This window comes from Ralstonia sp. 22086, from assembly GCF_052045975.1.
GTDB lineage: Bacteria > Pseudomonadota > Gammaproteobacteria > Burkholderiales > Burkholderiaceae > Ralstonia > Ralstonia wenshanensis.
Window position 1 is genome coordinate 599,375 of record NZ_JBQEPZ010000001.1, and the last position, 25,015, is coordinate 624,389.

General features: G+C 64.6%; 26 protein-coding genes. 5 read left to right on the top strand and 21 right to left on the bottom strand.

Features of this window, described 5'->3' with window-relative positions; translation table 11 throughout:
• Positions 1–102 precede the first annotated feature (102 nt).
• Positions 103–1,683, bottom strand: a complete 1,581-nt coding sequence (gene aceB, locus ACTJK6_RS02780; RefSeq protein WP_440838299.1) for a malate synthase A — start codon at positions 1,681–1,683, stop codon at positions 103–105.
• Between the two features lie 85 nt (positions 1,684–1,768).
• The gene (locus ACTJK6_RS02785; RefSeq protein ID WP_004626582.1) at positions 1,769–2,467 is read right to left on the bottom strand and encodes a haloacid dehalogenase type II; all 699 of its coding nucleotides are present in this window, start codon (positions 2,465–2,467) and stop codon (positions 1,769–1,771) included.
• 218 nt (positions 2,468–2,685) lie between these two features.
• Between ACTJK6_RS02785 and ACTJK6_RS02790 the strand changes: the two genes are divergently transcribed.
• The 5 genes from ACTJK6_RS02790 to ACTJK6_RS02810 all read left to right on the top strand — a co-directional run bounded on the left by ACTJK6_RS02790 (position 2,686) and on the right by ACTJK6_RS02810 (position 7,326).
• The gene (locus ACTJK6_RS02790; RefSeq protein ID WP_232042679.1) at positions 2,686–3,615 is read left to right on the top strand and encodes a LysR family transcriptional regulator; all 930 of its coding nucleotides are present in this window, start codon (positions 2,686–2,688) and stop codon (positions 3,613–3,615) included.
• 82 nt (positions 3,616–3,697) lie between these two features.
• Complete coding sequence (locus ACTJK6_RS02795) at positions 3,698–4,132, top strand: universal stress protein (RefSeq protein WP_048932252.1); 435 nt, start codon at positions 3,698–3,700, stop codon at positions 4,130–4,132.
• Between the two features lie 174 nt (positions 4,133–4,306).
• Entirely contained in the window at positions 4,307–5,797 is a 1,491-nt protein-coding gene (locus ACTJK6_RS02800; protein ID WP_232042678.1) for an NCS1 family nucleobase:cation symporter-1, read from the top strand.
• 25 nt (positions 5,798–5,822) lie between these two features.
• The gene (locus ACTJK6_RS02805; RefSeq protein WP_260802565.1) at positions 5,823–6,557 is read left to right on the top strand and encodes an aspartate/glutamate racemase family protein; all 735 of its coding nucleotides are present in this window, start codon (positions 5,823–5,825) and stop codon (positions 6,555–6,557) included.
• Between the two features lie 28 nt (positions 6,558–6,585).
• Positions 6,586–7,326: a GntR family transcriptional regulator gene (locus ACTJK6_RS02810; protein WP_433867198.1), complete on the top strand. Its 741-nt coding sequence runs from the start codon at positions 6,586–6,588 to the stop codon at positions 7,324–7,326.
• A gap of 150 nt (positions 7,327–7,476) precedes the next feature.
• On the opposite strand, the gene aceA is transcribed toward ACTJK6_RS02810, so the two are convergent.
• The 19 genes from aceA to ACTJK6_RS02905 form a co-directional block, all read right to left on the bottom strand.
• Positions 7,477–8,781 (bottom strand): isocitrate lyase, encoded by a 1,305-nt coding sequence (gene aceA / locus ACTJK6_RS02815; RefSeq protein ID WP_004626576.1) that lies wholly within the window; start codon positions 8,779–8,781, stop codon positions 7,477–7,479.
• A 458-nt stretch (positions 8,782–9,239) separates the two neighbouring features.
• Positions 9,240–9,443: a hypothetical protein gene (locus ACTJK6_RS02820; RefSeq protein ID WP_440838300.1), complete on the bottom strand. Its 204-nt coding sequence runs from the start codon at positions 9,441–9,443 to the stop codon at positions 9,240–9,242.
• Positions 9,444–9,787: 344 nt separating this feature from the next.
• Positions 9,788–10,207, bottom strand: a complete 420-nt coding sequence (locus tag ACTJK6_RS02825; RefSeq protein WP_316881254.1) for a gamma-glutamylcyclotransferase family protein — start codon at positions 10,205–10,207, stop codon at positions 9,788–9,790.
• Entirely contained in the window at positions 10,204–10,701 is a 498-nt protein-coding gene (gene rraA / locus ACTJK6_RS02830; protein ID WP_027677514.1) for a ribonuclease E activity regulator RraA, read from the bottom strand. Before rraA ends, ACTJK6_RS02825 begins: the two co-directional genes overlap by 4 nt.
• Positions 10,702–10,750: 49 nt before the next feature.
• A complete protein-coding gene (locus ACTJK6_RS02835) occupies positions 10,751–12,466 on the bottom strand; it encodes a thiamine pyrophosphate-binding protein (protein ID WP_440838301.1) in 1,716 nt (571 codons plus the stop codon).
• A 69-nt stretch (positions 12,467–12,535) separates the two neighbouring features.
• Entirely contained in the window at positions 12,536–13,372 is an 837-nt protein-coding gene (locus ACTJK6_RS02840; RefSeq protein ID WP_260802569.1) for a LytR/AlgR family response regulator transcription factor, read from the bottom strand.
• Positions 13,373–13,375: 3 nt separating this feature from the next.
• Positions 13,376–14,638, bottom strand: coding sequence for a sensor histidine kinase (locus ACTJK6_RS02845; protein WP_440838302.1), 1,263 nt, complete (start codon positions 14,636–14,638; stop codon positions 13,376–13,378).
• Positions 14,638–14,949 carry a 2TM domain-containing protein gene (locus ACTJK6_RS02850; protein ID WP_440838303.1) on the bottom strand — a complete coding sequence of 104 codons (312 nt, stop codon included), beginning with the start codon at positions 14,947–14,949 and terminating at the stop codon, positions 14,638–14,640. Before ACTJK6_RS02850 ends, ACTJK6_RS02845 begins: the two co-directional genes overlap by 1 nt.
• Positions 14,950–15,075: 126 nt before the next feature.
• A complete protein-coding gene (locus tag ACTJK6_RS02855; protein WP_232042669.1) occupies positions 15,076–16,035 on the bottom strand; it encodes a CysB family HTH-type transcriptional regulator in 960 nt (319 codons plus the stop codon).
• A gap of 41 nt (positions 16,036–16,076) precedes the next feature.
• Positions 16,077–17,186, bottom strand: coding sequence for a sulfate/molybdate ABC transporter ATP-binding protein (locus tag ACTJK6_RS02860; RefSeq protein WP_440838304.1), 1,110 nt, complete (start codon positions 17,184–17,186; stop codon positions 16,077–16,079).
• Complete coding sequence (cysW, locus tag ACTJK6_RS02865; RefSeq protein WP_440838305.1) at positions 17,183–18,163, bottom strand: sulfate ABC transporter permease subunit CysW; 981 nt, start codon at positions 18,161–18,163, stop codon at positions 17,183–17,185. Before cysW ends, ACTJK6_RS02860 begins: the two co-directional genes overlap by 4 nt.
• A gap of 1 nt (position 18,164) precedes the next feature.
• The gene (gene cysT, locus ACTJK6_RS02870) at positions 18,165–19,079 is read right to left on the bottom strand and encodes a sulfate ABC transporter permease subunit CysT (RefSeq protein WP_440838306.1); all 915 of its coding nucleotides are present in this window, start codon (positions 19,077–19,079) and stop codon (positions 18,165–18,167) included.
• 117 nt (positions 19,080–19,196) lie between these two features.
• Complete coding sequence (locus ACTJK6_RS02875) at positions 19,197–19,871, bottom strand: RBBP9/YdeN family alpha/beta hydrolase (RefSeq protein ID WP_440838307.1); 675 nt, start codon at positions 19,869–19,871, stop codon at positions 19,197–19,199.
• A 7-nt stretch (positions 19,872–19,878) separates the two neighbouring features.
• Positions 19,879–20,763, bottom strand: coding sequence for an EAL domain-containing protein (locus ACTJK6_RS02880; protein WP_414560567.1), 885 nt, complete (start codon positions 20,761–20,763; stop codon positions 19,879–19,881).
• 40 nt (positions 20,764–20,803) lie between these two features.
• Positions 20,804–21,019, bottom strand: coding sequence for a TOBE domain-containing protein (locus tag ACTJK6_RS02885; protein WP_024975856.1), 216 nt, complete (start codon positions 21,017–21,019; stop codon positions 20,804–20,806).
• Positions 21,020–21,089: 70 nt separating this feature from the next.
• On the bottom strand, positions 21,090–21,929 hold the full coding sequence (locus tag ACTJK6_RS02890; protein WP_232042663.1) for an ATP-binding cassette domain-containing protein: 840 nt from the start codon (positions 21,927–21,929) through the stop codon (positions 21,090–21,092).
• 19 nt (positions 21,930–21,948) lie between these two features.
• Positions 21,949–22,755 carry an aliphatic sulfonate ABC transporter permease SsuC gene (gene ssuC, locus ACTJK6_RS02895; RefSeq protein ID WP_440838308.1) on the bottom strand — a complete coding sequence of 269 codons (807 nt, stop codon included), beginning with the start codon at positions 22,753–22,755 and terminating at the stop codon, positions 21,949–21,951.
• A gap of 17 nt (positions 22,756–22,772) precedes the next feature.
• Positions 22,773–23,936, bottom strand: a complete 1,164-nt coding sequence (ssuD, locus tag ACTJK6_RS02900; protein ID WP_440838309.1) for an FMNH2-dependent alkanesulfonate monooxygenase — start codon at positions 23,934–23,936, stop codon at positions 22,773–22,775.
• Positions 23,937–23,979: 43 nt separating this feature from the next.
• Complete coding sequence (locus ACTJK6_RS02905) at positions 23,980–25,011, bottom strand: aliphatic sulfonate ABC transporter substrate-binding protein (RefSeq protein ID WP_440838310.1); 1,032 nt, start codon at positions 25,009–25,011, stop codon at positions 23,980–23,982.
• Between the last annotated feature and the right edge of the window lie 4 nt (positions 25,012–25,015).

The following is a 25,015-nucleotide window of genomic DNA, read 5'->3' on the forward strand; positions in this document are numbered from 1 at the left end:
GTGACATTATCGCGCGGCTTGACCGGCCTTGCGGCAAAAGAAAAACGCCGGCGGGTTGCCCCGGCCGGCGTTTCCTCTGCGCGCTTTAAGCGTCGCTTGCCTTCAGATTTCTTCGTACAGCGGCAGCGTCAGGAATTCTGCAAAGTCTTCCGACGTCGACATTTGTTCGAAGATTTCTGCAGCGCGGTCAAAGTGGCCCACCGCGCCCGTCTCCTTCACCTTGGCCAATTCTTCCGGGATCAGCTTGCGCACCAGTTCAGCCGTGACCTTGGTGCCGTCTTCCAGCTTGCCCTTGGGCGAGCGAATCCATTGCCACACTTGCGAGCGCGAGATCTCGGCCGTGGCGGCATCTTCCATCAGGTTGTGGATCGGCACGCAACCGTTGCCGGCCAGCCAGGCGCCCAGGTAGTGGATGCCGACGTTGATGTTCATGCGCAGGCCGGCTTCGGTGATCGGCGTTTCCGGCTGGAAGTCCAGCAGGTCGGCTGCCTTCACGTCCACGTCCGGGCGTTGCTTCTCGAACTGGTTCGGCTTGTCGCCCAGCACTGCCACGAATTCCTTCATGGCTGGCTCGACCAGACCCGGGTGCGCCACCCAGCCACCATCGTAGCCGTCGGTCGCGTCGCGCTTCTTGTCGCCGATGATGCCGGCCATGGCCACGGCGTTTTTCTCCGGATCGTTCTTGATCGGGATCAGCGCGCTCATGCCGCCGATGGCGGGCGCACCACGCTTGTGGCAGGTCTTGAGCAGCAGCAGCGCGTAGGCGCGCATGAACGGCGAGGTCATCGTCACCTTGGCGCGGTCGGCCAGGCAGAAGTTCTTGTCGACCTTGAACTTCTTGATGCACGAAAAGATGTAGTCCCAACGGCCAGCGTTCAGGCCAGCGCTGTGCTCGCGCAGTTCGTACAGGATTTCTTCCATCTCGAACGCGGCGAGGATGGTTTCGATCAGCACGGTGGCCTTGATCGTGCCTTGCGGCAGACCGATCTCGTTCTGCGCCATCACGAAGATGTCGTTCCACAGGCGCGCTTCCAGATGGCTTTCCATCTTCGGCAGGTAGAAGAACGGGCCGGCGCCACGAGCGATCTGCTCGCGGGCGTTGTGGAACAGGAACAGCGCAAAGTCGAAGATGCCGCCGGAAACGCGCTCGCCGTCGATCAGCACATGCTTCTCGTCCAGGTGCCAGCCGCGCGGACGCACTTGCAGCGTGGCGATCTTGTCGTTGAGCTTGTAGGTCTTGCCGTTCTGCTCCAGCGTGAGCGTGCGGCGAATGGCGGCCTTCAGGTTGACCTGGCCCTGGATCTGGTTATGCCAGCTCGGCGAGTTCGAATCTTCGAAGTCGGTCATGTAGCTGTCCGCGCCCGAGTTGAACGCGTTGATGACCATCTTGGCATCGACCGGGCCAGTGATTTCCACACGGCGGCAGTGCAGTGCCGGCGGAATCGGGGCGACCTTCCAGTCGCCTTCACGCACAGCCTTCGTTTCCGGCAGGAAATCCGGGCGCTCGCCGGCGTCCAGGCGCTTGGCGCGCTCGACACGGGCAGCCAGCAGCTCTTTACGACGCGGCTGGAAGGCACGATGCAGCTTGGCAACCAGCGCCAGCGCTTCGGGGGTCAGAATGTCTTCGTAGGCCGGCAGAATCTCGGCCTTGATCTCCATGCCTTGGGGCAGCGTGAGCGCCATGGTTGTTCTCCAGAGGATGATGTGAGGGTTGAACGCGTTTTGGTCTTACTTTGGTCCTATGGCTGGACCGATTGAATGCAATGCCTTAAGTCGCTTGTGTTGCCTGCACGAACTGCAGCAGATCGCGCATGTCGTGGCCGGCCGCGGTGGGCGCCACGTCGAGCGCCTCGGGCGGATGCCCCAGGCGGTTGATCCAGAACGTTGTGAAGCCGTACCACGTCGCGCCGCAGGCATCCCAACCATTGGACGAGACAAACAGAATCTGTTCCGCCGGCACACCAAACGCCTGTGGCGCCAGCGCATAGGCTTGCGGCGCAGTCTTGTAGAGCTTGACCGCATCGACCGACAGCACGTGATCGAACAGCCCGGACATCCCCGCACTCTTCACGGCAATGTCGAGCATCTGCGGGTTGCCGTTGGAGAGGATGCCCAGCGGCAAGCCCATCTCACGCAGGCGGCGCAGCGCGGGCACGTTCTCGGGAAACGCAGACAGGCACGCATATTCGCGCATCAGCGTGGCCTCGTCGTGGGCGGAAAGCTCGACGCCCAGGCGTGCCGCGGCATAGCGCAGCGCATCGACGGTGATGTCCCAGAACGGCTTGTAGTGTTCGCCCGAGGGACCGGCCAGCGAGCGGATGCGCGTGTAATCGATCTGCTTGTCGCGCCACAGCACCGACAGCGCCTCGCCCTTGCCGGCAAACAGTTGCTCGGCACGCGCGGCCACGGAGTACACGTCAAACAACGTGCCATAGGCATCGAAGACCACCGCGCGAATCGAACGCATCTGAAGCTCCACGGACCCGAAGGCCCCGCAATTGGGCGTTCCATCACGCAGAACGCCTTGCCGACCTTCGCAACGAGGGCCATTGTAGAAAAGCTGACGCACCGCACAAAGACGCCAATGGTCACTTGATCTTTGACTTTTACTGATGGAATGACGAGTGATAACCTTTATATTCGTCACAATCCCGCAGACCTCGGTTGCCACGGTATACATCAGGCATGGATCATTTCAAGCAGCTCGAAACCTTTGTCGCCGTCGCAACACGCGGCAGCCTATCCGCCGCCGCCGCCGCTGAGGGCGTGGCGCCTGCCATCATCGGGCGCCGCATCGACGCGCTGGAAGAACGCCTGGGCGTCAAGCTCCTGGTGCGCACCACGCGGCGCATCACCCTCACGTTCGAGGGTTCGGCATTCCTGGAGGATTGCCAGCGGATTCTCAACGACCTGCACAACGCCGAGGCAAGCGTCTCTGCCGGTGGCGTAAAAGCCAGCGGGCACCTGCGTGTGACCGCCCCCGCCGGTTTTGGCCGCCGCCATGTCGCGCCCATGGTGCCGGACTTTATCGAGGCCCACCCGGATGTTTCGATGACGCTGGACCTGGGCGACCGGGTGGTCGACCTCGTCAACGAAGGCTTCGATTGCGCGATCCGCCTGGGCGATCTGCCCGATTCGAGCCTCGTGTCGATCCGCCTGTGGGAAAACCGCCGCGTGGTGGTGGCCGCACCGTCATATCTCGAGCGCCGCGGCGTTCCGACGCAGGTTGAGCAGCTTTCGACGCACAACTGCCTGGCCTTCGGCGCCAGCGCCAACGTGCAGCGCGGCTGGGTCTTCCAGCAAGGCGGCAAGGCCGTCACCGTCAAGGTGTCCGGCACGATGGAATGCACGGACGGCGCCGTGCTGCGCGAGTGGTGCCTGCAAGGCTATGGCCTGGCGTGGCGCTCCTGGTGGGAGGTCGGGCACGACATTGCCACGGGCAAGCTGGTGACGGTGCTCGATGCCTTTGAAGCGCCGCCGATCGGCATCCACGCGGTGTTTCCGCAGCGCAAGCATCTGCCGCTGCGCGTGCGCCTCTTTATCGATTTCCTCAAGAACACGTATGGCAACCCGGCCTATTGGCGCCGGGCAGACGCCATCATCGGAATGGATTAGCAATCACCCCGAGTGGGTGAAACACCGCGTGCGGCCTACAATCAGGACAAGAACGTCTTCCGCATCCCACTCAGGAGGCCGCATGTTCCAGCACATCCTCATCCCCACCGATGGTTCCGAGCTGTCGCGCAAGGCGGTGGCGGGCGCGCTCGACTTTGCCAAGACGCTGGGCGCGCGTCTGACGGCCTACACCTGCCTTGAGGAATACCCGTACACACCGTTCTCCGAGATCGTCGTGGAGACGCCCCAGGCGTTCAAGGAGCGCGTCGAAGCACAGGCGCGCGTGGTGCTCAAGGACGTTGAAGATGCCGCCCGCAGCGCCGGCATCAACTGCGACACCGACATGAGCTGCTTTGCCGTGCCTTACATGGGCATCATCGACGCGGCCGAGCGCCATGGCTGCGACGTCATCTTCATGGCATCCCACGGCCGGCGCGGGCTGGCCGGGCTGCTGCTCGGCAGCGAAACGCAGAAGGTGCTCACGCACACCGAGATTCCAGTGATTGTCTATCGCTGAAGTCTCACCCTGCCCGCACGATAAATAGCCGCCTTTTGAGGCGGCTTTTTTTTTCTCCTTGACTCTTGTCTTGCTGGCGCATACAACTTTGTACACAAAACAAAAACATGTTGTGTACATTTTTGCGCACAACGCCTGAACGGCTTGGAAACCGGCAAAACCAAAGGAGACAGCATGACCAGCACCACCGCTTCGGCGGCGCAGGCGGTTGATTCGCCACACGCGCATCCCAACGTCGTCATCAAACCGCATTACGACCCGCGGCTTACCAACGAAGACCTCGCCCCGCTACGCAAGCAGACCTGGGGCACCTACAACATCTTCGCGTTCTGGATGTCCGACGTGCACAGCGTGGGCGGTTATCTGACGGCAGCGAGCCTGTTCTCGCTGGGCCTGTCGAGCCTGCAGGTGCTGTTCGCGCTGCTGGTGGGCATCGTCATCGTGCAGGTGTTCTGCAACCTCGTCGCCAAACCCAGCCAGGCGACCGGCACGCCGTATCCGGTGATCTGCCGCGCGTCGTTCGGTGTGCTGGGCGCAAACATTCCGGCCATCATCCGCGGGTTGATCGCGGTGGCGTGGTACGGCATCCAGACCTATCTGGCATCGAGCGCGTTCCTGGTGCTGGCGCTGAAGTTCATGCCGCAACTCGCACCGTATGCCGACGTGGCGCAGCATGGCTTTGTGGGCCTGTCGACGCTCGGTTGGGCGGCGTTCATGCTGTTGTGGGTGCTGCAGGCGTTCGTGTTCTGGCACGGCATGGAATCGATCCGCAAGTTCATCGACTGGGCGGGCCCGGCGGTGTACGTGGTGATGATCGCGCTGGCCGCATGGCTCGTGCACAAGGCCGGCTGGAACAACATCAACCTCACGCTTTCCTTCCTCAAATACGAGGGCTGGGATGCGGTGCCAGTGGTGCTGGGCGGGATCGCGCTGGTGGTGTCGTACTTCTCTGGCCCGATGCTGAACTTCGGTGACTTCTCACGCTACGGCAAGGATTTCACCTCAGTCAAACGCGGCAACTTCTGGGGGCTGCCGGTCAACTTCCTCGGCTTCGCGCTGCTGACTGTCATCACCACGTCGGCCACGCTGCCGGTGTTTGGCGAGATGATCTCCGACCCCGTCGCCGTCGTTGCCCGCATCGACAACATCACGGCCGTGGTGCTGGGCGCGCTCACGTTCATGATCGCGACCATCGGCATCAACATCGTCGCCAACTTCGTGTCGCCGGCGTTCGACTTTTCCAACGTGGCGCCGCAACACATCAGCTGGCGCACGGGCGGCATGATTGCGGCGGTCGCGTCGATCTTCATCACGCCCTGGAACCTCTACAACAACCCCGAGGTGATCCACTACACGATCGACGTGCTGGGCGCGTTCATCGGCCCGCTGTTCGGCATCCTGATCGCGGACTACTACTTCGTGCACCGGCAGCAGGTGCATGTCGACGATCTCTACACGCTGCGCCCCACCGGCCGCTACTGGTACCGCAACGGCTACAACCCGGCTGCCGTTTTGACGCTGATCCCGTCCGCGCTGATCCCGATGGCCTGCGTGGTCTTCGAACGGCTGCACGCGCTGGCCAACTACAGCTGGTTCATCGGCGTGGGCATCGCGCTGGTGCTCTACACCGTGCTCAGCCGCAAGCAAGGCACCCTCACCCGCTAATCCGAATCATCCACGCGTCAAGAACATGGACATCCGCATCATCAACCCCAACACCACGACGAGCATGACCGCGCTCATCGGCCGCTGCGCGCAAGCCGCGGCCGCATCGGGCACGCGCATCACGGCGGTGAGCCCGAAGATGGGCCCGGCTTCCATTGAAAGCCATTACGACGAGGCGCTCTCGGTGCCCGGCATCCTGGAAGAAATCCGCCACGGCGAATGCGATGGCGCCGACGCCTACGTCATCGCCTGCTTTGGCGACCCGGGCCTCTACGCCGCACGTGAACTCGCGCACGGCCCCGTGATCGGCATTGCTGAAGCCGCCATGCACATGGCCAGCCTGATCGGCAACAGCTTCAGCGTCGTGACGACGCTGGAGCGCACCGTCGGCATGGCGTGGCACCTGGCAGAGCGCTACGGCATGCGGCATGCGTGCCGCAACGTCCACGCAAGCGACCTGCCCGTGCTGGACCTGGAGAAGCCCGGCTCCAACGCACGCCAGATCATCCTCGACGCCTGCCGCAGCGCGCTTGCGCAAGACCGCAGCGACTGCATCGTGCTCGGCTGTGCCGGCATGGCAGACCTGTGTGAAGACCTGAGCGCCGAGCTGCGCGTGCCTGTCATCGACGGCGTGGTGGCTGCGGTAAAGCTGGTCGAGGCGCTGGTCGGCATGCGGCTTTCCACCAGCAAGCGCGGCGACTGGGCGCGGCCGCTTCCGAAACCCTATACCGGAATGCTTGCTCCGTTTGCACTGGCGTAGTGCAAGGCGGAGTGGCGCATTTGCTACCATGCACCATTCCGCTTTTTCTTCTGCACCGCCACCTGCCATGCCCGCACCCGCACGGGAACCTGCCGACAGCCAACCGGCTGCCGAACCGATCTACCAGGGCCTGCTGACGGCCATCATGGAGCACCGACTGCCGGCCGGCACCAAGCTGGTCGAAGAGCGGCTGTGCGAAGCCACCGGCGCGGGCCGGCCGCGCATCCGCCAGGTGCTGGCCCGGCTGGCGCATGAGCATCTGGTGACCCTCGTGCCCAACAAGGGCGCGTTCGTCGCGCAGCCTTCCGTAAAAGAGGCGCGCGACGTTTTCCAGACCCGCCGCATCATCGAACCCGAACTGGCCAGCATGCTGGCAAACGCATGCACGCCGGCAAAAGCCAAACGCCTGCGCGAACACATTGCGGCGGAACACGCGGCACGCGAACGCGGCGACCGCGCGGCCACCATCCGTCTATCCGGCGAATATCACGTCCTGATTGCCGAGATGGCCGGCAACCATGTGCTGGAACGGCTCACGCGCGAAGCGGTGTCGCGCACGTGCCTGATCATCACGCTCTATGACCGCCCCGGCCTGCCCGCCTGCCCCGAGCACGAGCACGACACCCTGACCGAAGCGATTGCCACCGGCGATGCCGCGCGCGCGCACGACCTGATGCGCGAGCATCTGGAGCACATCGAGCACTCGCTCGACCTGCACGCGACTCCCACATCGGCGCTGGATCTGGAATCGATTTTCAAGCGCGCCTGATCGGCCACGCCGCACCGCAACGCACCGCACTAAGAGCCGCAATCGCACAGACGAAAAAAAACCGCGCCGTTGAGGAAGCGCGGTTCGAGAGGCCGGTGTGTGGTCAGCACGGCCGGCCCGGGAGCCTGGATGCCGGATGCGTCGGCAACCTCAGGCCACCTTCTTGGCTTGCGCCGTTTCTTCGAAGAATTGTTCGTCTTCCGTCGAGCCCTTCAGCGCCGTGGTCGACGCCTCGCGCTCGATGGTCTGCGTCACGGCATCGAAGTAGCCCGTGCCGACTTCGCGCTGGTGCTTCACCGCCGTGAAGCCCTTTTCCGCCGCCTTGAACTCGGCCTCTTGCAGCTCCACGAACGCGCTCATCTGGTTGCGGGCATAGCCGTAGGCCAGGTTGAACATCGAGTAGTTCAGGGCATGGAAACCCGCCAGCGTGATGAACTGGAACTTGTAGCCCATCGCGCCGAGTTCCTTCTGGAAGCGGGCGATCGTCACGTCGTCCAGGTTCTTCTTCCAGTTGAACGACGGCGAGCAGTTGTAGGCCAGCATCTTGCCAGGGAACTTGGCGTGGATGGCCTCGGCAAACTTCTTGGCGTATTCCAGATCGGGCTTACCGGTTTCGCACCACACGAGGTCGGCCACTTCCGCATACGCCAGACCGCGCGAAATGGCCTGCTGCAGACCCGGCTTGGTGCGGTAGAAACCTTCGACGGTGCGCTCGCCGGTGCAGAACGGCTTGTCGTTCTCGTCCACATCGGTGGTCAGCAGGTCGGCAGCTTCTGCGTCGGTGCGGGCGATCAGCACAGTCGGCACGCCCATCACGTCAGCAGCCAGACGCGCGGCCACGAGCTTGCTCACGGCCTCACGCGTCGGCACCAGCACCTTGCCGCCCATGTGCCCGCACTTCTTCACGGCGGCCAGTTGGTCCTCAAAGTGCACGCCGGCGGCACCGGCCTCGATCATGGCCTTCATCAGTTCGAACGCGTTCAGCACGCCGCCGAAACCGGCTTCCGCATCCGCCACGATCGGTGCGAAGAAGTCGATGTCGTCCTTGCCTTCCGACCACTGGATCTGATCAGCGCGCTGGAACGTGTTGTTGATCTTCTTGACGACCTTGGGCACCGAATCCACCGAGTACAGCGACTGGTCCGGATACATCTCGCCGTTGCTGTTGGCATCGCCCGCCACCTGCCAGCCCGACAGATAGATCGCCTTCAGGCCAGCCTTGACCTGCTGCATGGCCTGGTTGCCCGTGAGCGCGCCCAGCGCGTTGACGAAGGGCTCATTGTTGATCAGGTTCCACAGCTTTTCGGCACCACGCTTGGCCAGCGTGTGTTCGATCTGCAGCGAACCGCGCAGGCGCACGACATCTTCAGCGGTGTAACCACGCTTGATGCCCTTCCAACGCGGGTTGGTATCCCATTCCTTCTGCAGCTTTTGCACTTCGAGTTCGCGTGACATCGCACTCTCCTGTTTGATCGCATCCATCAAATAAAAACCGGGTAACTCACTCTGCGCCTTGAGCCGCTCGCACCTTCTTGGGGCGCAGCCAGGTGGCTCAGGTCATATGTCTTATATAAGAGTGTAGAAATGGCCGGTGCAGCGCAACAAGGAGAACATGCGCAGGAATTGAAGTTTTTACCTCATATCTTTCAATGACTTACTCACCGTGTTTCATGATGCGGAAAGATTTTTTCTATCATGAAAGAACATGATGGTGCTGTGCGATGCAGAATTTTTGCGGACCAAAACCCCTTTCCGCATTGTGAAAAATCGGGGGCATCTGTCCGTCACATCACCGGGGCACAAAAAACGCCGCAGATGCGGCGTTCAGAATGGCGATGATTGAGTGTGTGGACTCAGGACGCCCGCTCTATTTCGGCCAAAACGGCCCACTGCAGAACATCTGGCGCCTTGCCCTACAGGGCCGCGGCTACGAACAGATAGATCGCATCGATGAAACCGGCGCGGAACTCGCGGGGCAGCGCGTGCGTGATGCCGTCGATCTTCGAGCGCAACCGCATGGCCACGAAGCGCCGGCCGGCACGCGCTTCGATGTGCGTGCGACAGAGGAAATCCTTGGCTGCCAGGGCACCCGATTGGTAATGGCGTAGCGCGCTCAATGTGCACCTCCGGAAAACGGATGCCGGGAGATGCAGGGCGGTGGCGAGGGGTAAGACGCGGGGCGATGCCCGCTTGCTGCGAAAGACATGACGTCTCCTAGATGAAGAGGCCAGCCGCTCGCTGCTAAACGAGGGTGGCGGGCCTGACGACGGCGTTAGCAGACCGGCCATCTAGAAACCGGCAGACCCGAAGGTCTCACCGCCCGGCCCGCCATAAAGGATAGGCGTGCACAAGCACCGGACATTGTCCGTCTAGATGGCACATCTTGTGGGCTGCTAAACCCGGCTGCTCGAACGAACAGCGCGCGAATTATATCGTGCGCCCCTCCCCCTCCAAATCGGAATCAACCTCGAGACAGGCGATGCGCCACCCAGTCTCCACCGGTGATGGCGGGCCGCCCGGCAATGTGCTGCGGGCTAACCGGATAGACAATGCAATCGACCGGTTCGCTACCCAGCATGACGGCGTGGTTCTCGCGCAGGAACAGCGCATCGCCGCCGGGGTAGACCTCTTCGATCTCGTCCAGCACGGGGACGAGCGCCGCATCGATGCGATACACATCGCCGCGCACGGCGGTGCCAGTCGGATCGAGCACGAGCCCGGGATACGCGCCAAAGTCATACAGTCGGCCATGCAACATGGCAGTACCGAGCAGCTCCGGCTCGGGAATGCCGCGCTTGGCCGCGGCAACCCGCAGATCGTTCGCCTCGCCGGCACGCAGCGTGCCGTAGACGAACACGTGGATGGCGTTGGCGCGGATCATTCCAGCATGTCCTGCGAGACCAGCACGCCGTCTTCGTCGGCATAGACCCACTCGCCAGACTGGATGTACGCGCCCGGCATCTGCACGCCCACTTCGCGCTGCCCGGCGTTCTTTTTGATGCTCTTGCGTGGGTGCACCGCCAGTGCGTGGATGCCGACGTTGCATTCGGCCAGCTCGCGCGTATCGCGCACGCAGCCGTTGAGCAGAATGCCCTCCCAGCCGTTCTCTTCGGCCAGCTTGCCGAGGTTGCCGCCCACCAGCGCGCAGCGCAGCGAGCCGCCGCCGTCAATCACCAGCACGCGGCCAGCGCCCTGCTCTTCCAGCGCGGCGCGTACCAGGCCGTTGTCTTCAAACACCTTGAGCGTGGAAGCCGGGCCGGCAAACGCGGCGCGCTTGCCAAAGCTGCGGAACACCGGCGTAAGCACACGCAGGCTGCCGTACACCAGCTTGTCTTCGTGCATGTCGCACAAATCAGTCACGGGAATCATCGTCATGGCAATGGATGGTTTGGCGTTAGCAAAAACAGAAAAGCGAAAAGCGGAATCAACTGCGCGACTGTGCACGCAACGAATCGATCGTCGCGCGCGGGCTGATGATGTTCGGATCGGTCTGCACCTCAATGACGGACGCAACGCTTGCCGCCAGCGCGGTTTCCACCGCCGACTGAAAGCCTTCGAGCGAACGTACCGTATGCCCCTGGGCGCCGTAGGCTCTGGCGAGCGCGGCAAAGTCGGGGTTGCGCAGCTCGGTCCCGCTCACGTGCTCGGGGTACTCGCGCTCCTGGTGCATGCGGATGGTGCCGTACATGCCGTTGTTGACCACGATAAAGATCACCGGCGCGTTGTACTGCATGGCGGTCGCCAGCTCCTGGCCGTTCATCAGGAAGCAACCGTCGCCAGCCATGCAGATGACGGGCGTGTCAGGGCAGATGATTTTTGCCGCCACTGCGGCGGGCGCTCCATAGCCCATCGCCCCGCTCGTCGGCGCGAGCTGCGTACGCGAGCCCGACGCCAGCGCACCATATTGATAGAAGCGATGCAGCCAGGTGGCGTAGTTGCCCGCGCCGTTGGTCAGAATGCTGTTGTGCGGAAGGCGCTCGCGCAGCCATTGCATGGCACGGGCCATATCGATGCCCTTGCCACCGAACGGCGGCGGCGCGATGTTGGCGCGGTAGTCGGCGTTGGCGGCTTCTGTCCAGTCGGACCACCGCGGCGGCGCATCAGGCGACATACTATCCAGCGCTTCGGCCATCGCGGGCATCGACGCGTGGATCATCAGGTCGGCCTGGTAGACGCGTCCCAACTCTTCCGCGCCGGCATGCACATGAATAAGCGTCTGCTTCGGACGTGGCACCTCGAAGAGCGTATAGCCCGAGGTTGTCATCTCGCCCAGGCGTGTGCCGATGGCGAGTACCAAGTCGGCGTCTTTGACGCGCGCCGCGAGCTTCGGGTTGATGGCGATACCGACATCTCCGGCGTAATTCGGGTGGCGGTTGTCGAACAGGTCTTGCCGGCGGAACACGCAGCCTGCGGGCAGATTCCAGCGCTCGGCAAAGGCTTGCATGCGCGCGGCTGCTTGCGGCGTCCAGCCGGAACCGCCCAGCAGCAGCATCGGCCGCTCGGCGTTCTGCAACAGCGTCTTCAGTTGCGCAAGGTCATGCGGGCCGGGCCACGCCATCGCGCGAGGCATTGGCGGCACATCGGCCACGGTGGCGACGTCGGTCAGCATGTCTTCGGGCAGCGCCAGCACAACCGGGCCGGGGCGGCCCGCGGTGGCGGTCTGGAAAGCGCGTGCGATGTATTCGGGGATGCGCTCGACGCTATCGATCTGCGCGATCCACTTGGCCATCTGCCCGAACATGCGGCGGTAGTCGATTTCCTGGAACGCTTCGCGATCGACGAAATCGCGGCCGACCTGGCCGATGAAGAGGATCAGCGGCGTGGAGTCTTGAAACGCTGTGTGGACGCCAATGCTGGCGTTGGCGGCGCCCGGCCCGCGTGTGCAGAAGACGATGCCGGGGCGGCCGGTGAGCTTGCCGTAGGCATCCGCCATGTTGGCGGCGCCGCCCTCTTGCCGGCAGACGATGAAGCGTGCGCGGTCGCGGCGCTGGTAGAAGCCTTCGAGCACCGAGAGGTAGCTCTCGCCGGGCACGCCGAAGGCCACATCGACGCCGTGGGCCACCAGTGCATCAACAAGAATCTGGCCGCCGTGGCGTGGCTCGGCAACGTGGCTGGCGGGGCGTGCGGCTGGTGTCTCCATGGCGGGTGCTCTCGCTCTCTCGATCCGTTGACGACACGAAGGATCATAGCGGACCCGCCCCTGCGGCGACTACATCTGCCGGAACAAATGCGCGTATTGCCGCGCCACCGGCAGCGTCTCCGCGCGCCCGCGTATCTTCAGCCCCAGGCGGCCCAGCGACAGATGCACGGCACTCGACACATGCGCCACGTTGACCACCGTGCCGCGATGCACCTGCCAGAAGTGCTCGGGGTCCAACTGGGTCAGCAAATCGCGCAGGCTGGTACGAATAAGGGATTCGCCACTGCCGGCCACCACGTTGACGTACTTGTCGGTCGCTTCCAAGTAGATCACGTCATCCACGGGGATGAAGCGCACCTCCTGCCCGACCAGCGCCTTGATGAAGCGCAGATAGCCGCCCTGCGGGGTGGCACGCGTTTGGGCAGCGCCCTGCAGCCCGGCAAGGCGCTCGACGAGTTCAGCCAGCGTCTGCGCTGGGTCCGTGGCGGCAGTGGCGCCGGCGTTGCCGTTCGGGCGCGCGCCGAGCCGGTCCTTCAGCCGCTTGACGGTCTCGGCCAGGCGCTCGGTCTGAACGGGCTTGAGCACGTAGTCGACCGCGGCTTGCTCAAAGGCGTCGAGCGCGAACTGGTCATATGCGGTCACGAACGCCACCAGCGGACGCATTTCCCGCTGCGACAGCTCGCGCGCTACGTCAATGCCCGACAACCCCGGCATGCGGATGTCGAGAAAGACCACATCGGGCGCCTGCCCGTCGGCCGCATCGTCGATCACGTCGAGCACGGATTGGCCGTCGTGCACGGCCGGCAGCAGCGTGGCATCGGGCCAGAGCGCCGTCAGCTCAGCGACGAGGTTTTCAGCCAGTGCCGGTTCGTCGTCGGCAATGAGCACGCGTGGGGAAGCAGGCATCGATCAGGTTCCGGCGGATGCGCGCGATGAGAGCGCGCCGGTGGCGTTGGCGGTTGAGCGCGAGAAGCGGCAGCGCCATTCCGGCGCGTCGGGTTGAGACGGTGCAGGCGACGTTTCGTGCGCCAGCGGCAATTCGACGATGATCGTCACGCCGTGCGGCACGGTCTCGGTGATGGTCAGGCGCGCATCGCCGTCAAACAGGCGCGACAGGCGTTCGCGCACGTGCGTAAGGCCCAGCCCCGAGCCCGTGGCGCCGTCGTTGCCGAAACCGACGCCCGTGTCGCGCACTTCCAGCACGAGGCGCTCGCCCTCGCTGCCTGCAGCCAAGCGAGCAGACAGGGCGATCTCCCCGCCCTCGCGCGCAGGTTCGATGCCGTGCACCACGGCGTTTTCCACCAGCGGCTGAATCAGCATCGGCGGGATGACGATGTTGGCGATGGCATCGTCCAGCGCCAAGGAGAAACGCAGGCGATTGCCAAAGCGCAACGCCTGGATGTCGAGATACGCGCGCAGCAGCGCAAATTCCTGAGCCAGCGTGCACTGCTCGGCGCGCGCGTGCGAGAGCGAGCTGCGCAGAAAGCCGATCAGATGCTGCAGCAGGCGCCGCGCGCCGGCCGGGTCCCGCGCAATCAGCACATCGACGTGGGCCAGTGAATTGAACAGGAAGTGGGGCTCGATCTGCGCCTGCAGCGCCATCAACTGCGCGCGCACGACCTGCTTCTCGGCCTCTTCGCGCTCCAGCGCATCCAGCGCGGCCTGGCGCTGCAATGCCGCCAGCTTGCCGCGCGACCAGTAGTAATACGTGGCGCCCAGCGCGGCCAGCATGGCGATGATGAAGCTCATACGCAGGCTGTCGGCGCGCCAGGGTTCCGGGTTCGGGTTGTGCAAGCACAGGATCGTCCGCGCGATCCACTGGCCAAACGGCACGCCGATCAGCACAGCGCCCACGATGATCCACGGGAACACCTTTTTGTTGGGCGGCCCGTCACCCCAGAGCACGTGGCGCGGTATGCCGATCAACGAGAACATCGACAGCCCGATCGCCTGGCTGAATACGAAGTCTTTCCAGAAGGTCTCTTCTGGCCGGATACCGAACGCAAGCACGGCCGCAATCAGCGTATTGATGACGATGATGACCGCATAGCGGATCACCCAGCGCCGGGCAAGGTGCAGGCAGTCTGCAAGCGAAGGGAGCGACACATTGGCGAACATGCGGGCGATCTTACCGGACGGTTCTCCGGGGTTGAAGCTTGGGGTTTCCCGCATTAACGGCGGCCGGCCTGCTCGCGCAGACGGGCGAGTTCCTGATCGACCATGCGCTGGTAGCCGTTGCCCTGGCTCCAGGCCAAGCTCAGGCCGTGCGCAGCCAGGCCCAACCCCCAGCCCAGCAGCGGCCACACAAACCAGAACTGCCCGTGCGATAGCGCAATCGCCGCCAACCCGGCGTTCACGGCCAAGAACGACAGCAGGTGAATGCGGAACCCCAGGCGAGCGCCGGCGCGGTGGCGAGCGCGGCGCAGCAGCACGTCGTCGGATTCAACGGATTGCGAAATTGGGGTGTAAGGCACGGCGGACATGGCGGTCTCTGGTGGAACCGAGGATGCCCGCAGTATAGGAATGGCGCCTGGGCAGGCGCCATGCGGATGCGACGAACGGCGGGATTGGACGGATGAACGGTTCGCAGCCCGCCGCCCGCGGGACGTTTACGCCGCCAGTGCCTCCCGCGCGGATTGCGCCACCACCGTGGAAGCCACTGCCTCCGCCACTGTCTCGCGGGAGAGGTGTGGCGCGAACATGCCGATGAAGTCGTGCGCGTAGCCCCGCAGATACGCCCCGCGGCGCACCGCGACACGCGTGGTGTTCGGCTCGAACAAGTGATCTGCCCCGATGCAGACGAGGTTGTCGTCCTTGCGCCCGTCATACGCCATCGACGCGATGATGCCCACACCCACATCCAGCGCCACGTAGGTCTTGATCACGTCGGCGTCCATGGCGGTCAGCACGATTTCGGGGTGCAGGCCGGCGCCGGCAAATGCCGCGTCGATGTTGCGGCGGCCCGTGAAACCCGCGTCGTACGTGATGAGCGGATACTGCGCCACGTCTTCCAACGTGGGCAGCGGGTTCTTCGTCAGCGGATGGTCGGGGCTGACTACCAGCACGTGACGCCAGCGGTACGCCTCGAACGACGTCAGCCCCGGCTCGTTGGCCACGGCCTCGGTGGCGATACCGATATCGGCCTGCCCCGTCAGCAGCAGCTCGACGATGTGCGAGGGCGATGCCTCCTGCAGCGCCAGCGTGACGTGCGGGTATTCCTTGCGGAACGACTGCACCACCTTCGGCAACGCATAGCGGGCCTGCGTGTGCGTGGTCGCCACGGTCAGGCGGCCAGATTGTCGGCCGGAGAACTCCTCGCCGGCCTGGCGCAGGTTTTCGGCTTCGAGCAGCAGGCGCTCGACAATGCGGACGATCTCGCGGCCCGGCTCGGTCAGGCCCGTCAGCCGCTTGCCGTAGCGCTCGAAAATCTCCACGCCAAGCTCATCCTCCAGCTCGCGAATCTGGCGCGACACACCGGGCTGCGACGTGTACAGCGCGTTGGCAACTTCGGTCAGGTTGAACTGGCGGCGCACCGCCTCGCGGATGGAACGCAGTTGCTGGAAGTTCATGGCTCGTGTCCTCTCGTATGGGTTGTCGTCGGAGCGTCGTGTTACACGGCGGCCTGCGCGACGGGCCGTGCATTGCCTTGCGCGAACACGCGGATCGCGCGCGGGCGCACCACCAGCGTTTCGCCTTCACGGAAGCCCTCGATGCGGAAGCGCTCGATGGGCAGGGAGACTTCAATGATGTCGTCAGTGTCTTCGCGCTCCAGCTCCAGCTGTGCGATGGCGCCCAGCGTGAGCGCACGGCGCAGCGTCACGGGAATGCCCTCGGCGCCCGGCGCATAGCGCTCCAGGTCGATCTCGTGCGGGCGCACGAAGGCCACGGCCTGATCGACGCGCGACGAATCCACGCCGCCCGACGGCACAGCGATGGCCGAATCGCCCACATGCAGGACGCTACCACCCTCGCCTTCTTCCAGGCGGCCGTGGAACAGGTTCACGTTGCCCAGGAAGCCGTAGACGAACGGCGTGGCCGGCGTGTTGTAGACCGCATCAGGGCTGCCGACCTGCTCCACCTGGCCGCGGTTCATCAGCACCACGTTGTCGGCCACTTCCAGCGCCTCTTCCTGATCGTGCGTGACGAACAGGCTCGTGACATGCAGATCGTCATGCAGGCGGCGCAGCCAGCGGCGCAGTTCCTTGCGCACCTTGGCGTCGAGCGCGCCGAAAGGCTCGTCGAGCAGCAGCACGCGCGGCTCCACCGCCAGCGCGCGTGCCAGGGCAATCCGCTGGCGCTGTCCGCCAGACAACTGCGGCGGGTAACGATCGGCCAGCCAATCCAGCTGCACGAGTTCCAGCAGTTCCTTCACCTTCGCGCGGATCTGCGCTTCGCCCGGCCGCTGCGCGCGCGGTTTCACACGCAGGCCGAACGCCACGTTCTCGAACACCGTCATGTGCTTGAACAGCGCGTAATGCTGGAATACGAAGCCGACCTGGCGCTCGCGCACATGCTGGTCCGATGCGTCTTCGCCGTTCAGATGGATGCTGCCCGAATCCGCATGCTCCAGCCCCGCGATGATGCGCAGCAGCGTGGTCTTGCCGCAGCCTGACGGGCCCAGCAGCGCAGTCAGTTCGCCCTGCTTGAAGTCGAGCGAGACATCGTTGAGGGCCACGAAGTTACCAAAGCGCTTGGTGATGTGTTGAACCTGAATGCTCATGCTGCGCTCCCTTCCAGCGGAGATTGCACGGAGATGTGCGAGTTCGAATTGGGTGTCTTTGGTGCCACGCGCTGCCCCGGGCCTTCGCCCACGCCGGCATCCGCATCAGCCAGCTCCCGGCGGCTGCGCCATTCCACCAGCGTCTTCAGCGCCAGCGTCACAAGCGCCAACAATGTCAGCAGCGACGCCACGGCAAACGCGGCCGCAAAGTTGTATTCGTTGTAGAGAATTTCCACGTGCAACGGCATCGTGTTCGTCAGCCCGCGAATGTGACCCGACACCACCGACACTGCGCCAAATTCGCCCATCGCCCGCGCGTTGCAGAGGATCACACCGTACAACAGGCCCCACTTGATGTTCGGCAGCGTCACGCGAAAGAACGTCTGCCAGCCCGATGAGCCGAGCACGATGGCGGCCTCTTCCTCTTCGCTGCCCTGCGCCTGCATGAGCGGAATCAGCTCGCGGGCCACAAACGGAAACGTGACGAACACGGTCGCGAGCACAATGCCCGGTACAGCAAAGATGACCTTGAAATCGTGATCGGACAGGTAAGGCCCGAACCACCCCTGCGCGCCGAACAGCAGCACGTAGATCAACCCGGCAATGACGGGCGACACCGAGAACGGCAAGTCGATCAACGTCAGCAGCAGGTTCTTGCCGCGAAACTCGAACTTGGCGATTGCCCACGCCGCCGCCACGCCAAACACCACGTTCAGCGGCACGGCAATCGCCGCAATCGTGAGCGTGAGGCCGATTGCCGAGAGCGCATCCGGCTCCACGAGCGCTTCGAGATACACGTCGACGCCCTTCTTGAACGCCTCGACAAACACGCTGGCCAGCGGCACGAACAGGAACAGCGCCAGGAACACGAACGAAACGAGGATCAGCGTTGCGCGCACCCACGCAGATTCTGCGGTGGCGCCACGGCGGCCCACAGCGGGCGCCTGACCAAGTTGACGGGAGACAGTACCGGCCATGTCAGGCTCCTGCTGCCGCATGGGCGGTCGGGGGTTCGGGGGCACGCTCGATGGCGACATTGCGATTGCCACGGCGGCGCGTCCACGCTTGCAGCAAGTTGATCACCAGCAGCAACGTGAACGAGATACCGAGCATGACGACAGCAATGGCCGTGGCGCCTGCGTAATCGAATTGCTCCAGCTTGGAATAGATCATCAGCGGCGTGATCTCGGAAACCATCGGCATGTTGCCGGCGATGAAGATGACCGAGCCGTACTCGCCGGTGGCACGCGCAAACGCCAGCGCAAAACCGGTCAGCAATGCGGGCAGCAAGGTCGGCAGAATCACGCGAACGAAGGTCTGCCAGCGCGTGGCGCCCAGGCTGGCAGCCGCCTCTTCCAGTTCGGCCTCCAGGTCTTCGAGCACCGGCTGCACCGTGCGCACGACAAACGGCAGGCCGATGAACGTCAGCGCCACCACGATGCCCAGCGGCGTGAATGCGACCTTCAACCCCAGCGGTTCCAGCCGCGAGCCGATCCAGCCATTCGGCGCGTACAACGCGGTGAGCGCAATGCCGGCCACCGCAGTCGGCAGCGCAAATGGCAGATCCACCAGCGCATCGATCAACCGCTTGCCCGGAAAGCGATAGCGCACCAGCACCCACGCCACGATCAGCCCGAACACGAGGTTGATCACCGCGGCAATCAATGAGGCACCGAACGTCAGCTTGTACGACGCCACCACACGCGGCGCGGTGACGGTCGTCCAGAACGCATCCCACGTCATGGTGAACGTCTTGAGGACCGTTGCCGACAGCGGGATCAGGACGATCAGCGCGAGATACAGGAGCGAGAAGCCCAGCGCCAGCCCGAAGCCGGGCAGCACATTGGCGGGCTTAGGCCGCCTGGACAAAGAAAACGCAGAAGACAGGCTCATCAGCGCACCGATAAAAAAGGCCGCAGGGCAAAACACTGCGGCCGATATGCAGATGAACCGATTGTGGCGGACCGTTCTTATGACGAAAACGAATATTTGCGCATGTGCATCATCGTTTTAGATATAAGGAGTACTGGGTAAGACATCCCACTGCGCTTGCCAGTCGGCGCCGTCGCGGGTGGTGTCCTGTGCACTTGCCCGGCCGATCAGGCGGTCGAGCAAGTCCAGGCCGGCGTCCCATTCGCCGAGGTTGGAATCGGCGTTGATATGGCCGGCCTCGCCGGCGTCGACGAATTCCGTGCCCCACCGCGCGGCCCAGTCGATGGCACTGCCTTGCGGCATCCACGGATCGTTACGGCTGGCGACGACCGTGGCCGGGAATGGCAGCGTATGGCCGGGCAACAGATCCCGCACGCCGAACTTGTCCGGATCGGCCGGCGCGACGAGCAGCACCGCCGCCACCGCCTCCTTGGCCTGCACTGCCCAATGCAATGACGCCAGGCAGCCGAAGCTATGTGCCACCAGGATCACCGGGCGCCGGCTGCGCGTCGGCGGACGCTCGGCGACTGCCGCATCCACCGCTTCGCCCACACGGGCAGACCAGCGCGGCAGATCTGGCGTTGACCAGTCGTTCTGTTCCACGCGACGCCACGCCGGGAAGCGCTGCTCCCAGCGCGTCTGCCAGTGGCCGGGGCCGCTGCCATGCAAGCCAGGAACGGTCAGGATGACGGCGTCTGCCGGCCACTGCCAGGCGGATGCGTCCGATGCGGTTGCGGGTGCGCTGCGTGCCATGTCGTGCTCATTGCGTCAAAGAAAGGCTGGCCGCGCATTGCTGCTGTTGCACCAGCGGCGCCTGCGCCATCGGTACCACCAGGGGCGCGGGTGCAGCCTCCGGCTCGGGTTCCGCGCCGGGCAGGATGCTGCCCTGCACATAGGCGATACCGGCCGCCCGTGCCAGCTCCAGATCGCTCGGGCGTTCGCAACGCCGCAATGCCAGCGTCACGCCCAGCTCACGCGCCGAATCGGCCAGCGACACCACGTTACGCGTACGCCAATCACGCCGCGCATCGAGCTTCAGATAAGCCGGCCTGGCATGCACGAGCAGCGCGCCCGCTTCCGCCGGGTCCGATGCCTGCACGGCCACGGCAAAACCGTTGCGCCGGTAGTTGTCCACCACGAACAGCAACAGCCCCAGATCGTCATTGGCCGTGGACGGCACCTGGATGACAAACTGCTCGGGATGCAGCCCCAGCGCCGTCACCGCACGGTGGAACGCCTTGCCGTGGTCGGCCGCCACCGCGGCCAGCAACCGGCCATGCACATTCACAACGAGCCGCTGCGCATCGGTGCGGGAAAAATAGTTGAGCGTATGCACCAGCCGGCACAGGCGGTCCAGCTCGACCAGCGTGCCGTCATCCGACGCCAGCGAAAACACCTTCCACGGGTTCAGGCCGAGATCTCCGTCGCGCGTCCAGGTGCGCATCAGCGCTTCGTGGCCGGCGGGTGCGAGCGCGCCTTCGGCGGCAAGCTGCCAGACCGGTTCAAACAGGCTCGTCAGCGCGCAGTGGAAGAACTGGCCCTGCACGCGGCCGGCGGCGTCGCGCCACAAGTGGCGGTCCGGCGTCGGGGCGCTGGGCAGCGTGCCGAGAAATTGTGCGAGTGCGGTGGCGTGCATCAGGCTCATGGGTGAGGCTCCTTGTTGGGTCGCCGTCTCCTCCCCGTCCTTACAGTTTGGCGATCGAGACTTCAGTCGCCTTCACCAGCGCAACCACTTCGCTACCGATCTTGAGGCCCAGGTTGTCGACCGAGCGCGTGGTGATGACCGAGGTGACGATGCCGGCCGGGGTCTCCACGTCGATCTCCGAGAGCACGTCGCCCCGGATGATCTCCTTGATCTGCCCGCGAAACTGGTTGCGTACGTTAATCGCTTGAATGCTCATGATGTTCCTTCTTAGGTGACAACGGCACTACGTGCCAATGAATGTTTTCAGGAGAAAGGTTTGCAGCGCCTTACACGGCCCAGCGCACGGCGGTGGCCGACACGTCAAAGGGTGATGCCCACGCCGTGTGCGAACGCACATCGGTCACTTCATTCGGATCGATCTTGCGCTGCATCACGCGGTTGAGGATCGCTTCTTCCAGACGCGCAAACGCGGGCGAACCACGATGGCGCGGACGCGGCAGATCAATGCGTTCGTCCAGCGCAATGCGACCGTCTTCAATCAGCACCACGCGGTCGGCCAGCGCCACCGCCTCGGCCACATCGTGCGTAACAAGCACGGCGGTAAAGCCGAGGCGTTGCCACAGGCCTTCGATCAGGTTCTGCATGTCGATGCGGGTGAGCGCGTCGAGCGCGCCCAGCGGTTCGTCCAGCAGCAGCAGGCGCGGTCGATGCACGAGCGCGCGCGCCAATGCCACACGCTGGCGCTGCCCGCCCGACAGGCGCGCGGGCCATTCCCCTGCCCGCTCGGCCAGACCGACTTGCGCGAGCACTTCAGCGGCCTGCGCGCGTTGCGTTTTCGGCAGGCCGAGCGCGACGTTGTCGAGCACCTTCTTCCACGGCAGCAGGCGCGCATCCTGGAACATCACGCGAGCGTCGTCGTGCAGGCCATCTTCGGCGTCGCCGTCGCGACGCAGGTGGCCATCGTCGATACCTTCCAGCCCGGCAATCAGCCGCAGCAGCGTGCTCTTGCCGCAGCCGCTGCGCCCGACGATGACGACAAACTCGCCCGGCGTGATGTCCAGATCGATGCCGTGCAGCACTTCACGGTCGCCATAGCGTTTGACGACGTGCTCGATGTGCAATGCGGTGCCGGCCAGCGCGGCGTGTTCAGTGGCGTTGCTTTGCATGCGTCTCTCCAATTCAGCCTCAGGCCGCGGCTTGATAACCGGGGTGCCAGCGCAGCCAGAAGCGCTCCAGCGCACGCGACAGCCAATCCGCCAGCTTGCCGAGCAGCGCGTACAGCAGGATGCCCAGCAGCACCACGTCGGTCTGCAGGAACTCGCGGGCGTTCATCGTCATGTAGCCGATGCCGGCCTGCGCAGACACCGTCTCCGCCACGATCAGCGTCACCCACATCAGGCCGAGCGAGAAGCGCACGCCCACCAGGATCTGCGGCAGCGCGCCTGGCAGGATCACCTCGCGATACAGCTGCGCACGCGACAGGCCGTAGCTGCGGGCCATCTCCACCAGGGCCGGATCGACCGAGCGGATGCCGTGATACGTGTTCAGGTAGATCGGAAAGAACACGCCCAGCGAGACAAGAAATAGCTTGGCCGACTCGTCGATGCCGAACCACAGGATCACCAGCGGAATCAGCGCGAGCACCGGGATGTTGCGGACCATCTGCAGCGTGGTGTCGAGCAGGGTCTCGGCGGTGCGAAAGGTGCCGGTCAGCAAGCCCAGCGCCAGCCCCAGCGAACCACCGATCGCAAAGCCCAGCAGCGCGCGCCACGTGCTCACGGCCACATGCGTCCACAGCTCGCCGGAGCGTGCCAGCGCAATAGCGGCCTTTGCCACGTCCAGTGGTGCCGGCAGGATGCGGTTCGACAGCCAGCCCCATTGGGCCGAGGCCTGCCACAGCACCAGCAGCACCAGTGGCACGATCCACGGCGCCAGTCGCTGCTGGACGGTACGCAGGAAGGTGTTCGCCTTCGGTTTCGATTCGGATGCCATTACTGTGTCCCCCGGGCTCAGCTTGCCGCCACGCGCGGCACGATGCCGGTGGCAATCACTTCGCCAAACGGGCCGTTCAGCACGTTGCCCGGCAGCTTGTCGCGCACCGAGCGCGGCAACAGCGGGAACACCAGTTCGGCAAAACGGTAGGCCTCTTCCAGATGCGGATAGCCGGAGAGCACGAACGTATCGATGCCCAGCTCGGCGTATTCCTGCATGCGTGCGGCCACGGTTTGCGGATCGCCCACCAGCGCCGTGCCGGCACCGCCGCGCACCAGGCCCACACCGGCCCACAGGTTCGGGCTGATTTCCAGATCGGCGCGCGTGCGCTTGACGCCATTGGCATGCAGCGCAGCCATGCGTTGCTGGCCGGCCGAATCCATCTTGCGGAAGGCCTCTTGGGCGCGAGCAACGGTGTCGTCGTCGAGCTTGCTGATGAGCTTGTCGGCGGCAGCCCATGCTTCATCGTCCGTCTCGCGCACGATCACGTGCAGGCGGATACCGAAGCGCACGGTGCGGCCATGCTTGGCAGCGCGCGCCCGCACGTCGGCCAGCTTTTCGGCCACGGCGGCAGGCGGTTCGCCCCAGGTGAGATACGTGTCGACCTGCTCCGCTGCCAGTTCGTGCGCCGCTTCCGACGACCCGCCGAAATACACCGGCGGATGCGGCCGCTGCACCGGCGGATACAGCACCTTCGCACCCTTCACGCTGAGGTGCTTGCCGGTGTAATCCAACACAGCGCCTTCGTGGCTGGCCGCCAGCGTTTCACGCCAGATGCGGATGAATTCTTCCGAGGCTTCGTAGCGTTGCGCGTGGTCCAGGAACAGGCCATCGCCTGCCAGCTCCGACGGGTCACCACCCGTGACGAGGTTCACCAGCAATCTGCCATTCGACAAACGGTCGTACGTCGCCGCCATGCGCGCCGCCAGCGTCGGCGCCATTAGCCCCGGGCGCACCGCCACAAGGAAACGCAGACGCTTCGTGACCGGAATCAGGCTCGCCGCCACGATCCACGGGTCTTCGCACGAGCGGCCGGTGGGAATGAGCACGCCCTCGTAGCCGAGCGTATCGGCAGCCACGGCCACCTGCTGCAGATAGGTGTGATCGACCTGGCGTGCGCCCTCGGCGGTGCCGAGATAGCGGCTGTCGCCGTGCGTCGGGATGAACCAGAAAACTTGCATGACAGCTCCTTGGACTGTGTTGTTCTCAGATCAACTCAACAACTCAAGCGCGGGCGATGGCCAGTTGCGCCGGGGTCGGGTGCCAGACCAGTTCGATCGGCTTGACCGGGCGCGGAATCAGCCCCAGCCCGTGGAAGGCATCGGCCACGCGCTGCTGCTCGGCCACCGCTTCGGGCGTGACCGGCCGCACGGGCGAAGGCGGCCGGCGCGACAGGAACAGATGCACCGTTGCCAGCGACAGCCCCGAGAAATCTGCAATGCGCTGCGCGGCTTCCTTGCGGTTCTCCTGCACGAGGCGATCGGCGCGCGACAGCTCCGCAAAGATGGCGGCGATGGTGTCGCCGTGCTTTTCCGTAAAGGCCGTCGGCGCGAAGTAGAACGAGTTGTTGGACGACAGCGTGCGCCCGGTGGCCAGCACGCGCGGTTTGATGGCCAGTTCCGTGGCGGCGTAGTACGGATCCCAGATGCCCCAGGCGTCGACGCTGCCGCGCTCGAAGGCGGCACGCGCATCGGCCGGCGTCAGGTACACGGGCTGGATGTCGGCAAAGCTCAGACCGCCCTTCTGCAGGCCCCGCACGATCAGGAAATGCGCGCTCGAACCCTTCTGCAGCGCCACGCGCTTGCCCTTCAGGTCGGCCAGCGTCTTGAGCGTCGAATCCTGCTGCACGAGGATGGCCGAGCTGTCCGGCTTGGGCGGCTCCACGCCGACGTAGCGCAAATCCTTGCCGGCAGCCTGCGCGAACACCGGCGGCGTATCGCCCGTGATGGCGAGATCGAGACTGCCCGCAGATAGCGCTTCGAGTTGCTGCGGCCCGGCCGGAAACTCCAGCCAACTGATCTTCGTGCCCGGAAAGCGCTGCTCCAGCGCCCGGTTCTCTTTCACGATGACGAGGTTGACCGCGCTCTTCTGGAACCCGATGCGTAGTTGCGCGGGCGCCGTCACCTTGGGCAGGCCGGCAGCCGCCGGGGCCGCGGTTGCGGCATTGGCAGCATGCGCGACTGGCCCAAGCGTGGCGAGCGATGCGCCTGCCACGGTGGCACTCAGCAGGCGGCGACGTTGGATGTCGATGGTCATGGCA

Excerpts from the sequence above, each read along its gene's own strand:
- ssuC (WP_440838308.1), bottom strand. The coding sequence starts at position 22,755 with ATGGCATCCGAATCGAAACCGAAGGCGAACACCTTCCTGCGTACCGTC.
- ACTJK6_RS02805 (WP_260802565.1), top strand. The coding sequence starts at position 5,823 with ATGGACATCCGCATCATCAACCCCAACACCACGACGAGCATGACCGCG.
- ACTJK6_RS02885 (WP_024975856.1), bottom strand. The coding sequence starts at position 21,019 with ATGAGCATTCAAGCGATTAACGTACGCAACCAGTTTCGCGGGCAGATC.
- ACTJK6_RS02810 (WP_433867198.1), top strand. The coding sequence starts at position 6,586 with ATGCACCATTCCGCTTTTTCTTCTGCACCGCCACCTGCCATGCCCGCA.
- ACTJK6_RS02860 (WP_440838304.1), bottom strand. The coding sequence starts at position 17,186 with ATGAGCATTCAGGTTCAACACATCACCAAGCGCTTTGGTAACTTCGTG.
- ACTJK6_RS02905 (WP_440838310.1), bottom strand. The coding sequence starts at position 25,011 with ATGACCATCGACATCCAACGTCGCCGCCTGCTGAGTGCCACCGTGGCA.
- ACTJK6_RS02890 (WP_232042663.1), bottom strand. The coding sequence starts at position 21,929 with ATGCAAAGCAACGCCACTGAACACGCCGCGCTGGCCGGCACCGCATTG.
- cysT (WP_440838306.1), bottom strand. The coding sequence starts at position 19,079 with ATGAGCCTGTCTTCTGCGTTTTCTTTGTCCAGGCGGCCTAAGCCCGCC.
- ACTJK6_RS02835 (WP_440838301.1), bottom strand. The coding sequence starts at position 12,466 with ATGGAGACACCAGCCGCACGCCCCGCCAGCCACGTTGCCGAGCCACGC.
- ssuD (WP_440838309.1), bottom strand. The coding sequence starts at position 23,936 with ATGCAAGTTTTCTGGTTCATCCCGACGCACGGCGACAGCCGCTATCTC.
- rraA (WP_027677514.1), bottom strand. The coding sequence starts at position 10,701 with ATGACGATGATTCCCGTGACTGATTTGTGCGACATGCACGAAGACAAG.
- aceA (WP_004626576.1), bottom strand. The coding sequence starts at position 8,781 with ATGTCACGCGAACTCGAAGTGCAAAAGCTGCAGAAGGAATGGGATACC.
- ACTJK6_RS02850 (WP_440838303.1), bottom strand. The coding sequence starts at position 14,949 with ATGTCCGCCGTGCCTTACACCCCAATTTCGCAATCCGTTGAATCCGAC.
- cysW (WP_440838305.1), bottom strand. The coding sequence starts at position 18,163 with ATGGCCGGTACTGTCTCCCGTCAACTTGGTCAGGCGCCCGCTGTGGGC.
- ACTJK6_RS02875 (WP_440838307.1), bottom strand. The coding sequence starts at position 19,871 with ATGGCACGCAGCGCACCCGCAACCGCATCGGACGCATCCGCCTGGCAG.
- ACTJK6_RS02795 (WP_048932252.1), top strand. The coding sequence starts at position 3,698 with ATGTTCCAGCACATCCTCATCCCCACCGATGGTTCCGAGCTGTCGCGC.
- ACTJK6_RS02785 (WP_004626582.1), bottom strand. The coding sequence starts at position 2,467 with ATGCGTTCGATTCGCGCGGTGGTCTTCGATGCCTATGGCACGTTGTTT.
- ACTJK6_RS02825 (WP_316881254.1), bottom strand. The coding sequence starts at position 10,207 with ATGATCCGCGCCAACGCCATCCACGTGTTCGTCTACGGCACGCTGCGT.
- ACTJK6_RS02840 (WP_260802569.1), bottom strand. The coding sequence starts at position 13,372 with ATGCCTGCTTCCCCACGCGTGCTCATTGCCGACGACGAACCGGCACTG.
- aceB (WP_440838299.1), bottom strand. The coding sequence starts at position 1,683 with ATGGCGCTCACGCTGCCCCAAGGCATGGAGATCAAGGCCGAGATTCTG.
- ACTJK6_RS02790 (WP_232042679.1), top strand. The coding sequence starts at position 2,686 with ATGGATCATTTCAAGCAGCTCGAAACCTTTGTCGCCGTCGCAACACGC.
- ACTJK6_RS02880 (WP_414560567.1), bottom strand. The coding sequence starts at position 20,763 with ATGAGCCTGATGCACGCCACCGCACTCGCACAATTTCTCGGCACGCTG.
- ACTJK6_RS02855 (WP_232042669.1), bottom strand. The coding sequence starts at position 16,035 with ATGAACTTCCAGCAACTGCGTTCCATCCGCGAGGCGGTGCGCCGCCAG.
- ACTJK6_RS02800 (WP_232042678.1), top strand. The coding sequence starts at position 4,307 with ATGACCAGCACCACCGCTTCGGCGGCGCAGGCGGTTGATTCGCCACAC.
- ACTJK6_RS02845 (WP_440838302.1), bottom strand. The coding sequence starts at position 14,638 with ATGCGGGAAACCCCAAGCTTCAACCCCGGAGAACCGTCCGGTAAGATC.